The following is a 10362-nucleotide window of genomic DNA, read 5'->3' on the forward strand; positions in this document are numbered from 1 at the left end:
CCCAGGCGCTGCGCGCGCCCCTCCCCGCGCAGCCCCACCGCCACCCAACCTGCCGCGCAGCAGGCACGGCGCACCACCACCGGCTGCCCGGCCGCCAGTACCTGCGTGGCCCAGGCAGGGGCATCGACAGGCAGCGCGGCCGGGGTCATCCCCCAGAGCAGGTCATGTGGCTGCGGCGCGCTCATCTCAGGCCTCCTGCCACTGGCTGCGCAAGCGTGCACGCACTTCGCGGGACGCACTGCGGTGCTCGCCGGCCAACCGTGACGTCAGGTCGGTCGTGTTGCCGATATCGCGCAGCGCTTCGGCCAGGCACGCACGCACCTGGGCCAGATCGCTTGCGCTCGGGGTATCCGCGTTGTCCACACTCAGGCGCCGCCACAAAAGGCCCAGCGAGGCATAGCTGGCCAGGTCGTAGGCCATCGGCGGCACCTCGGCGGCCAAGGTTTCCAATTCTTCGACGCTGCGCAAGGTGATCCGCGCCGCCGCCGCCTTGCCCATCGCGTGCACCATCACCCCGCTGTCATCCAGTGCAATCAGCCGCTGGGCCTGGTAGCCGTGGGCCAGAAACGCACCGGACATGGCCTTGCCCACCAGCAGGCCGATGACCGGGTGCCCGGCCAGGCGTGCCTGGGCATAGGCCTGCACCGCAGCGGCCAGCGCCTGGTGGATGCCCAAGGCTTCCTCGCGGCGGCCATAGGCCTGGCTGGGCACATCGATGACCGCGACGATGGCGCGCTTCTCGCCATCGCGGTCCAGCTCAATCGCCTCGCTCACCGCCTTGGCCAAGGCCCAGCCTTCGAGCAGGCCGACTTCACCGTTGCGCGCCCGGGGGAACGGGTTGTGCGCATCCGGCACCACGGCAATGAAGCGCGCCGTGCGGTTGTCCAGCTCGCCGTCGATGACCCGCAGCGAGGCGGGATATCCTGGCAGTGCTTCGCTGCCGGCCAGGCCTGGCAGCCAGTTCAGGGCACGGTTCATGGGGCATCTCCTTGGTAAAGGGCGCGTACGGCGGCGGCGTCCAGTTGCGGGCAGTCATTGCCCAGGCTGGCAAGCCGCTCGAGGTACCAGGCGTGGCGGCCTGCACGGTTGGCGCTGGGTACGTCGAGCAACTGCAGCAGCTGCTGGCGAATGCTGTCGACGTCATCGGCCACATAACCATCCACCAGGCCGCTGGCATATCGTTGCTCGCCACCGGTCAGGCTCCAGATGAAGGGGCGGTCCTTGGCGTCGTACTCGGCGATGCCAGCTTCCTGCTCGATCACCTGCGGGCCGTTGAGGCCCAGGCGCGCCTCACGGGTCACCAGCAGGTGGCTGCACAGCCCCGCTGCGATGGACATGCCGCCAAAGCAGCCCACCGAGCCTGCGACCAGCCCGACCACCGGCTGATGGCGGCGCAGCTCGACGATGGCCGCCTGGATCTCGGCAATCGCCGCAAGGCCCAGGTTGGCCTCCTGCAGGCGCACCCCGCCGGTCTCCAGCAGCAGCACGGCGCAGGTCGGGATGCCGTTGCGGTTGTCTTCTATGGCCAGCTCCAGCGCACCGGCAATCTTGGCCCCGCCCACTTCGCCCATGCTGCCGCCCTGGAACGCGCCTTCGATGGCGGCGATGACCGTGTTGCGGCCACCGAGCAAGCCCTTGGCGATGACCACGCCGTCGTCGGCCTGGGGCACGATGCCCTGGCGCGGCAACCACGGCGACATCAGCCGCTCGAACGGGCCTAGCAGCTCGCGAAAACTGCCCGGGTCGAGCAAGGTGCGGGCACGCTGGCGCGCTCCCAGTTCGACGAAGCTGCGGCTCTGCAGCAAGCGTTCGGTGTCAGTCATGGGCGATCTCCTCGAAACCTTGCTCAAGGCGCAGGCGTACCACGCCAGGCGTGGCGCCGAAATCATGGATGTCGATGTTCACCGCCGGCCACGTGCGCCCTTGGAACAGGCGCTGGAACAGTTGCTCCCAGCGGGCGCCGCTGCCGTTGACCGAGGTCACCACCTGGATGTTCAGGCTGCCGGCCGTGCCGGGCTCCATCAGGACTTCCAGGTCGCCCGAGCTGACGCAACCCACCAGGGTGCGGCCACGGCCAGGCTCGGCGGCAGGGAATTGAAAGGTCAGGGTTTCCATGTCACAGGCTCCCGGCTTTGTCGAGGAACAGGCAGGCGGCCAGCAGGTCGGCGGCACCGCCCGGTGAGGCGTTCAGTTGCAACAGTTGGGTGTCCAGCAGGCGCAAGTGGCGGCGGCCGTCGAGGGTGGCACTGCCACCGGCTGCGAGCACATGGCGGGCGCCCTGTTGCAGCGTTTGCAGGCCCTCGGGGCCGGCGCGCCAGAGCACGCAGGTGTCACTCAGCGCGGCCATGATCGCCAGCAAGGCATCGAGGCGTGCGTGGTTTTCGCTGACACCGTTGGCGCGGCTGCGGCGCAGTTGCGGCAGGCCGTGTTCGATCACGGCAGGAAAGCCCTGTTGCGCCTGTTCGCGGGCACCGCCGGCGCCGTAACGGTGGCGCACCTGGGTGCCGTGGCTGTCGTGGGCGGTGGCGGCCGGGTCATCGATCAGGGCGATGCGCCCGGCACGGGCTGCGACGGTACTCGCGTCAGCCTGGGCATCCAGGGCCCGGGCGGCCACCAGCAAGCCAAGGGCCCATATCGCGCCGCGGTGGGTGTTGACTCCGGCGGTGGTGGCCAGCATCGCAGCCTCCCCTTCACGGCCGATACGGCCCAGCTCGATGCGCAGCGCCAGGCCAACCTCGCCATGGGCCTGGGCGGCGTCGGCCATTTGCCGAAAGAAAGGCCAAAGGGCAAGCGCCGAGGCATGCATAAGGGCCAGCGTCATGTCGCTGTGCGCGCCGCTGCTGCGCCGGTCCACCAGGCCGGGCTTGGGTGACAGGTCGGCCTCGTCCAACAGGGCTTCCACGGCCAGGTCGGCCAGCCGGTCGGCAAGGGGAATGGCGTTTTCAGGTGCCGGCCTGATCGCCGGCAAGCCTGCCCCCACAGGGATCGGGCAGTTTTCAAGCGGGCGGCCGGCCCGGTGAAGGGGACCATAGGGTTGCAGATCGAATAGTTGCATCACCAGCTCCTGAACCGTGCGGGCGGGTTGTACAGGCCACCGGACCACTCCACCAGGTCGGCGATGCTGCGCGCAGCGAGCAGTTCACGGCTGGCATCGGTACGGCGGATGCCCAGGTCTTCGGGCAAGGCCACCAGGCCTTGCTGGCGCAGGCGCAGGGTGTCCTTGGGGTCATGGCGCAAGCCGATGGCGGTGACCCCGGCCACGGCGGCGATCATCTGCTGGCGCTCTTGTAGGCTGCGGGCCTTGTACAGGTACGCGATACCCTCTTCGGTCAGCAGGTGGGTGACGTCATCGCCGTAGATCATCACCGGTGCCAGCGGCATGCCGGCCTTCTTCGCCACGTCCACGGCGTCCAGGGTTTCGACGAAGGTCGGTTTGCCGCCTTCCTGGTAGGTTTCGACCATCTGCACCACCAGCTTGCGGCCGCGTTCGAGCAAGGTGTCGGGCACCGTCATGTCGAGCCAGGCCGGGGTGGCGTGGCGCCTGCCGCGGGGGTCGTGGCCCATGTTGGGTGCGCCGCCGAAGCCGGCCAGGCGGCCGCGGGTGACGGTCGAGGAATGGCCATCACCATCGACCTGCAAGGTGGCGCCGATGAACAAGTCGACCGCGTACTGCCCGGCCAGCTGGCACATCATGCGGTTGGAGCGCAGCGAGCCGTCGCGGCCGGTGAAAAACACGTCCGGGCGTTGCGCGATGTAGTCTTCCATGCCCAGTTCGGTGCCGAAGCAATGCACGCTTTCGACCCAGCCGGTCTCGATGGCCGGGATCAGCGTGGGGTGCGGGTTGAGCGTCCAGTTGCGGCAGATCTTGCCCTTCAGGCCCAGCGACTCGCCGTAGGTCGGCAAGATCAGCTCGATGGCGGCCGTGTTGAAACCAATGCCGTGGTTGAGCGACTGCACGTTGTGTTTTTCGTAGATGCCGCGGATGGCCATCATCGCCATCAGCACGTGCACAGGCTTGATGTGCCGTGGGTCGCGGGTGAACAGTGGCTCGATGTAGAACGGCTGGTCAGCGACTACCACGAAGTCCACCCAGGAAGCCGGAATGTCCACGCGCGGCAGGTCGTCGACGCGGTCGACCAGCTGGTTGACCTGGGCGATCACCAGGCCATCGCTGAAGGCGGCCGGCTCCACCAGTGCCGGCGTGTCCTCGGTACTGGGGCCGGTGTACAGGTTGCCGTCACGGTCGGCCATGAACCCGGCGACCAGGGTTACATTGGGGATCAGGTCGACCAGCAGGCGCGAATACAACTCGATGTAGGTATGAATGGCGCCGACTTCGAGCAGGCCGTCTTCCAGCAACTGGCCGATGCGCAGGCTCTGCGGGCCGGCGAAAGAAAAGTCGAGCTTGCGGGCGATACCCCGTTCGAACAGGTCCAGATGCTCGGCACGGCTGACGCTGGGCATGATCATGTGCAGGTCGTGCAGGCGCTCGGGGTCGGCCTTGGCCAGCGAACGGGAGAGGAAGTCAGCCTGCTTCTGGTTGTTGCCTTCGAGCACCACCCGGTCCCCTGGGGCGATCAACAGCTCCAGTGCCTCGACGATGCGCTCGGTTGGCAGCACCACACCGTCGGCCAGGTGACGGACCCGCTCCAGACGGCGCTGCTTCTCGGCGCGCCGCCTGGACCATTGCGGCGGTGGATTCTTCGTTATGGTCATGGGTGACTCCACGGGTTCGCTGTCGTGGGGGCACAGTAGGACGCGGGGGTTGGGTGATCAATCAAGCTGGGGGCGTGATCGTTACGGTCAGGGTAATGGTTGCAAGGGGGTTGCCTGCAATGTACGACCCTGAAAAACTCAAAGCCGTAGCCATGGCAAAAACGCACGCCTCACCTGCAGATATATCCATTGTGCAGGGCAATTTTGCATGACAGGATCCACCGATCCTCCAGCGCACTCCAGACTTCACTTGGAAAATCAATAACAAAGCAGGGAGAACGCGATGACCGCGCACGCTCATACCTCGGCGACGGCCCATGTACTGGCCGAGGTCCGCAACCAGATTGGCCACCTCACCCTCAACCGCCCCAGTGGCCTCAACGCCCTGACCCTCGACATGGTGCGCAGCCTGCGCCAGCACCTGGACCACTGGGCCGATGACCCGCAGGTGCAAGCGGTGGTGCTGCGCGGCGAAGGCCCCAAAGGCTTTTGCGCCGGCGGCGACATCCGCTCGCTGCATGACAGCTACAAGGCTGGCGACACGCTGCACGAAGACTTCTTCGTCGAGGAATACGCCCTTGACCTGGTGATCCACCGCTACCGCAAACCGGTGCTGGTGCTGATGGACGGCTTCACCCTGGGTGGCGGCATGGGCCTGGCACAGGGCTGCGACCTGCGTATCGTCACCGAGCGCAGCCGGCTGGGGATGCCCGAAGTCGGCATCGGCTATTTCCCCGACGTTGGCGGCAGCTACTTCCTCTCGCGCATCCCCGGGGAGCTGGGCACCTACCTGGGCGTCAGTGGCGCGCAGATCCAGGCGGCCGACGCGCTGTATTGCGGGCTGGCCGACTGGTACCTGCCAAGCGAAAAACTCGCGGAACTGGATGAAGGCCTCGACCAACTGGACTTCGGCGCCCATCCGCTCAAGGCGTTGCAAAACCTGCTCGCGAAGCTGGGCAGCCAGGTGCTGGACGACGCGCCGCTGGAAAAACTGCGCCCGGTCATCGACCACTTCTTCGCCCTGCCTGATATGGCAGCAATCATCGAGCAACTGCGGGCAGTCAGCATCGGCGACAGCCACCAGTGGGCGCTGGCCACCGCCGACCAGCTGGAAAGCCGCTCGCCACTCGCCATGGCGGTTACCCTGGAGATGTTGCGCCGCGGCCGTTACCTGCCGCTGGAAGCGTGCTTCGCCATGGAGCTGCACCTTGACCGCCAGTGGTTCCAGCACGGCGACATCATCGAAGGTGTGCGCGCCCTGATCATCGACAAGGACAAGCAGCCACGCTGGAACCCGCCGACCTTGGCGGGCCTGCAACGCCAGCGCGTCGACCAATTCTTCGAAGGCCTGTGAGCCGGGGAGTACACAGATGCAAGACCTGGAACTGAGCGAAGAGCAGATCATGATCCGCGACATGGCCCGGGACTTCGCCCGCGGCGAAATCGCCCCGCATGCCCAGGCCTGGGAAAAAGCCGGCTGGATCGATGACGGCGTGGTGCGCAAGATGGGTGAGCTGGGCCTCTTGGGCATGGTGGTGCCGGAAGACTTCGGCGGCAGCTACACCGACTACGTGGCCTATGCCCTGGCCGTCGAGGAAATCTCCGCAGGCTGTGGCGCCACCGGTGCGATGATGAGCATCCACAATTCGGTGGGCTGCGGCCCGCTGCTGGCCTATGGCACGCCCGAGCAGCAGCAGGCATGGCTACCGCGCCTGGCCAGCGGCGAGGTGATCGGCTGCTTCTGCCTGACCGAGCCACAGGCCGGTTCCGAAGCGCACAACCTGCGCACCCGCGCCGAGTTGATCGACGGCCAATGGGTGATCAATGGCGCCAAGCAGTTCGTCAGCAACGCCCGCCGCGCGGGCCTGGCGATCGTCTTTGCCGTGACCGACCCAGAGCTGGGCAAGAAAGGCCTCTCCGCATTCCTGGTACCCACCGACAACCCGGGGTTCAAGGTCGATCGCAGCGAGCACAAGATGGGGATCCGCGCATCCGACACCTGCGCCGTCACCTTCGACAATTGCCGCATCCCCGCCGCCAACCTGTTGGGCGAGCGTGGCAAGGGCCTGGCCATTGCCTTGTCCAACCTCGAAGGCGGGCGTATCGGCATCGCGGCCCAGGCCCTGGGCATCGCCCGTGCCGCGTTCGAGGCTGCGCTGGTCTATTCCCGCGACCGGGTGCAGTTCGGCAAGCCGATCAACGAGCACCAGAGCATCGCCAACCTGCTGGCCGACATGCAGGTGCAGGTCAATGCCGCACGGCTGCTGATCCTGCATGCCGCACGTCTGCGCAGCGCAGGCAGACCCTGCCTGTCGGAGGCGTCACAGGCCAAGCTGTTCGCATCGGAGATGGCCGAGCGGGTGTGCTCGATGGCGATCCAGGTGCATGGCGGCTATGGCTACCTGGAAGATTACCCGGTCGAGCGCTATTACCGTGACGCACGCATCACGCAGATCTATGAAGGGTCGAGCGAGATCCAGCGGATGTTGATTGCCAGGGAGTTGAAGCACTATCCGTTGTGATGTTCCTCGCTGGGGCCCACAGGTAAAGCCCTGCCCGCCAGGCTGGCAGGGCTCCTGTGGGAGCAACTGGCTTGCCAGCGATTGTGCCCGTCAAGTCAGCGCCGTTGCTTGAAGGTCTGCGAAGGCAGCTGCCCAAAACGCTCGCGGTAGGTCTCGGAAAACCGCCCCAGGTGCAGGAAGCCGTAATCCATCGCCAGTTCCGTCACACTGCGCACCGCGCAACTGCCATCGCTCAGGCACGCATGCACCCGCTCCAGTTTGCGTTGGCGTACGTACTGCTTGGGCGTGGTGCCCAGGTGGCGATCGAACAACGCATACAATGAACGCACACTCATGCAGGCCTGTTCGGCCAGCGTCTCGGCTGCCAGCTCCAGTTTGAGGTTGCGGTCGATGTAGTCCAGGATCCGCTCCAGGCTGGCCCCCGGCGTAGCCAGGCTTTCCCGGCGGATGTTGGTGCTCATCAGCGTCAACAGCTTGCTGGCGACTATCTGGCTGTAGTGCCCCTGCACCCGCGGCAGCGAATCACTCACCTCGGCCTCATGGCAGACCATGGCCAGCAGGTTGACGAAACCGTCCAGCTCTTCGAGCCGGTAGTGGTTGCGCAAAAAACGTACCCCTCCCTCAGGCCGTTGCCAGCGCTGCTCCTCGCAGATCGAGTCGAGCATGTGCGTCGGCACCTTGAGGATGAACTTCTCGCAGTCTTCGGAATAGGTAAGGTCCACCGGGTCGTCGGGGTTGATCAGCAGCAGCTCGCCCGGCACCAGGTGGTGCTCGCGCTGATGCCCGCGCCACAGGCAATTGCCGTTAAGCAGCACCTGCAAGTGATAGATGGTTTCCAGGGCTGGTGAGGTGACCCGCACGCTGCCACCGTAGCTGATGCGGCACAGGTCGAGCTCGGCGAACTTGCGGTGGCTGAGGCTGGCCTGCGGATGCGTGGTGCGCGACAGGCCAATGCAGTGCTGGCCCACATGACGGTTGACGTAATCGGATACCGCATAAGGGTCGGCGTGATGGAACACGCTACTGCGCTCGCTCAGCAGGCGGCTTTCCATAGGCAAGGCACTCGGCATCGTTTTTGTTCTGGGCGCCGCACCCTACTGGCCTGGGGCCTGTGGTTGCGGTCGTTCACGGTCATTCTACCGGGCCGGGGTCGGGTTTCTAAAGGCAGCTGACCGCCGGTGGCTTGGTCCCACACTAAGCAAAAGATGGGGGTTGGGCAATGAGATGTTCGGATTGGCCGGGCGGCTATCGGACAGGCGCGAGCAGCGCTTGGGCGGTTATCGAACGAAACAGCTTGCAACCAACCTGCACGTCCACCCGGTAACTTTTCCCACATCAGAACCTGCGGATCTGTTAAAAAACCGCATGCCCACCTACTTCCTTACGCACCTGCGCCGTCGCTGGCTCACCTGGCTGTGTGCCACCTTCCTGATGGTCGGCCTGCCGGCCGGCTGCGCCGTGCTGCAGCACAAGGAACGCGAACTGGTATTCCGTATCGAGCCTGGCCAGGCCAGCTGGTTCCGCGGCCTGCCCAATGGTGTGCAGGAACTGGACCTGCGCCCGCGCAGCTTCGCCGCCAATCAGAGCCTGCACGCCTGGTGGTGGCCGGCCCGCCGCGCCGATGCGCCGGCCATCCTCTACCTGCACGGCGTACGCTGGAACCTCACCGGCCAGCTGTTTCGCATCGAACAGCTGCATGCCATGGGGTATTCGGTGCTGGCCGTGGATTACCGAGGCTTCGGCCAAAGCCGCGGCGGCCTGCCGTCCGAGGCGACAGTTTACGAAGACGCACGCATTGCCTGGGAGCGTTTTGCCCAACTGCAACCCGATGCGGGCAAACGCCTGATCTTTGGCCATTCACTGGGCGGCGCAGTGGCGGTGGAGCTGGCTGCCGACCTGGCGCGCCAGGCGCAGAAAGACGGCGGTACAGCACCGGCGCGGGGGTTGATCCTGGAGTCGACCTTCACCTCACTGGGCGATGTCGCCGCTGCCGTGGCTGATACCACCCTGCCGGTGCGCTGGTTGCTGTCGCAGAAATTCGATTCGCTGGACAAGATCAAGGATGTCGGCCTGCCACTGTTGCTGGTGCATGGGCTCGACGACCGTTTCGTGCCGCCGCGTTTCAGCCAGCAATTGTTCGAAGCGGCGCAGGAGCCCAAAACCTTGTTGCTGGTACCGGGGGCCAGCCACAACAACAGCATGAGCCGTGCCGGCCAGCGCTATCAGCGTGCGATTCAAGCATTGCTGTAACGGGGTTCACTGCACCGGCAGGAAATTCATCAGCAACAGGCTTTGCGCGTAGTTGAGCCCGATTCGCCGGTAGCGCTCATCCAACAGTTGCGCCAGCAGATCCAGCCGCGCCACGATCTTGCCGAACTCCACTGCAAAACTCAGGTTGCTGCCCTCCTGCGAAATCTCGTTGGAAAATAACAGCAATACCCCATTGGCATCCTGGCGTTGGCTGAGCATCCAGGTGGCCTTTTCGATGTTGCGAGCGGCGTTGTTGACGAACAAAGGGTCGATGGTGTCCGTCATGTAGAACTCGGTTCGCCCACCGTGTGCGGTGATCAGCATGCTGCCGATGGCGTAGATGAACGCACCGACCCGGTCACCGCGAAACTCCGGGCTCAGGGCATAACTCAAGGCAACGAGGTCGCGACGGTTGCCAAGCTGCGCCAAGGGTTGACGCTGTTCGATGGCAATGCGGATCTGCCGCTCTGCAGTGGCGGCATCGAGGTAACCGGACATCTTCCACTGGCTGGGGTTGCGCAGGTACAGCTTGTTCATCAGCAGGTACAGGCTCTGCAGGTTGTCGCGCATGGCCAGCGTCGCCATGCGGTCGACACTGGTCTGGAACAGCTCGCTGGGCTTGCCGTTGCCGAACTGGCTGACGATGTCCTGGCCTTGCTGCTGGGTGCAGGCGCCCAGGCAGACCAGTGTGCCTGCCAGCAGCAGGCGCGGGAAGAATACGGGTTTGCTTGCAACCATCGGCACCGGGTCGAAATCGGCGGCCGTGCCGGGGATCGGCGCGGCCTGGCCAAGCATAGAGCCCGCAAACCGGAAAAAGTGCGATGGCGGGGCTACCGCAAGTCAGTGCACCTGCTCGCCGGCTTGCTCAGGTCTA

Annotated in this window: 10 protein-coding genes and 1 pseudogene; 3 read left to right on the plus strand and 8 right to left on the minus strand. The window is 65.5% G+C overall.

Annotated elements, in window-relative coordinates:
- The 6 genes and pseudogenes from BLX42_RS11855 to mdcA form a co-directional block, all read right to left on the minus strand.
- Positions 1 to 185, minus strand: a pseudogene (locus BLX42_RS11855) (phosphoribosyl-dephospho-CoA transferase MdcG domain-containing protein); the annotation flags it as partial.
- 1 nt (position 186) lies between these two features.
- On the minus strand, positions 187 to 978 hold the full coding sequence (gene mdcE, locus BLX42_RS11860; protein WP_046786020.1) for a biotin-independent malonate decarboxylase subunit gamma: 792 nt from the start codon (positions 976 to 978) through the stop codon (positions 187 to 189).
- Entirely contained in the window at positions 975 to 1823 is an 849-nt protein-coding gene (locus tag BLX42_RS11865) for a biotin-independent malonate decarboxylase subunit beta (RefSeq protein WP_046786019.1), read from the minus strand. Before BLX42_RS11865 ends, mdcE begins: the two co-directional genes overlap by 4 nt.
- The gene (locus BLX42_RS11870; protein ID WP_012314731.1) at positions 1816 to 2115 is read right to left on the minus strand and encodes a malonate decarboxylase subunit delta; all 300 of its coding nucleotides are present in this window, start codon (positions 2113 to 2115) and stop codon (positions 1816 to 1818) included. The genes BLX42_RS11865 and BLX42_RS11870 overlap by 8 nt, the downstream gene beginning before the upstream one ends.
- A 1-nt stretch (position 2116) precedes the next feature.
- A complete protein-coding gene (locus tag BLX42_RS11875; protein ID WP_256345812.1) occupies positions 2117 to 3055 on the minus strand; it encodes a triphosphoribosyl-dephospho-CoA synthase in 939 nt (312 codons plus the stop codon).
- The gene (gene mdcA, locus BLX42_RS11880) at positions 3055 to 4716 is read right to left on the minus strand and encodes a malonate decarboxylase subunit alpha (RefSeq protein WP_039602996.1); all 1662 of its coding nucleotides are present in this window, start codon (positions 4714 to 4716) and stop codon (positions 3055 to 3057) included. The genes BLX42_RS11875 and mdcA overlap by 1 nt, the downstream gene beginning before the upstream one ends.
- Positions 4717 to 4999: 283 nt before the next feature.
- Here mdcA and BLX42_RS11885 point away from each other — a divergent pair, with 283 nt between their 5' ends.
- Positions 5000 to 6070: an enoyl-CoA hydratase/isomerase family protein gene (locus BLX42_RS11885; protein ID WP_161871819.1), complete on the plus strand. Its 1071-nt coding sequence runs from the start codon at positions 5000 to 5002 to the stop codon at positions 6068 to 6070.
- Positions 6071 to 6086: 16 nt separating this feature from the next.
- A complete protein-coding gene (locus BLX42_RS11890; RefSeq protein WP_115274632.1) occupies positions 6087 to 7238 on the plus strand; it encodes an acyl-CoA dehydrogenase family protein in 1152 nt (383 codons plus the stop codon).
- A 95-nt stretch (positions 7239 to 7333) separates the two neighbouring features.
- Here BLX42_RS11890 and BLX42_RS11895 read toward each other — a convergent pair whose 3' ends face one another.
- The gene (locus BLX42_RS11895; protein WP_046786014.1) at positions 7334 to 8290 is read right to left on the minus strand and encodes an AraC family transcriptional regulator; all 957 of its coding nucleotides are present in this window, start codon (positions 8288 to 8290) and stop codon (positions 7334 to 7336) included.
- A 313-nt stretch (positions 8291 to 8603) separates the two neighbouring features.
- Between BLX42_RS11895 and BLX42_RS11900 the strand changes: the two genes are divergently transcribed.
- Positions 8604 to 9488: an alpha/beta hydrolase gene (locus tag BLX42_RS11900; protein ID WP_046786013.1), complete on the plus strand. Its 885-nt coding sequence runs from the start codon at positions 8604 to 8606 to the stop codon at positions 9486 to 9488.
- Between the two features lie 6 nt (positions 9489 to 9494).
- On the opposite strand, the gene BLX42_RS11905 is transcribed toward BLX42_RS11900, so the two are convergent.
- Positions 9495 to 10226 carry a hypothetical protein gene (locus BLX42_RS11905; RefSeq protein ID WP_115275530.1) on the minus strand — a complete coding sequence of 244 codons (732 nt, stop codon included), beginning with the start codon at positions 10224 to 10226 and terminating at the stop codon, positions 9495 to 9497.
- Between the last annotated feature and the right edge of the window lie 136 nt (positions 10227 to 10362).

This window comes from Pseudomonas sp. SG-MS2 (assembly GCF_009933855.1).
In the GTDB taxonomy this organism is placed as follows: Bacteria; Pseudomonadota; Gammaproteobacteria; order Pseudomonadales; family Pseudomonadaceae; genus Aquipseudomonas; species Aquipseudomonas putida_E.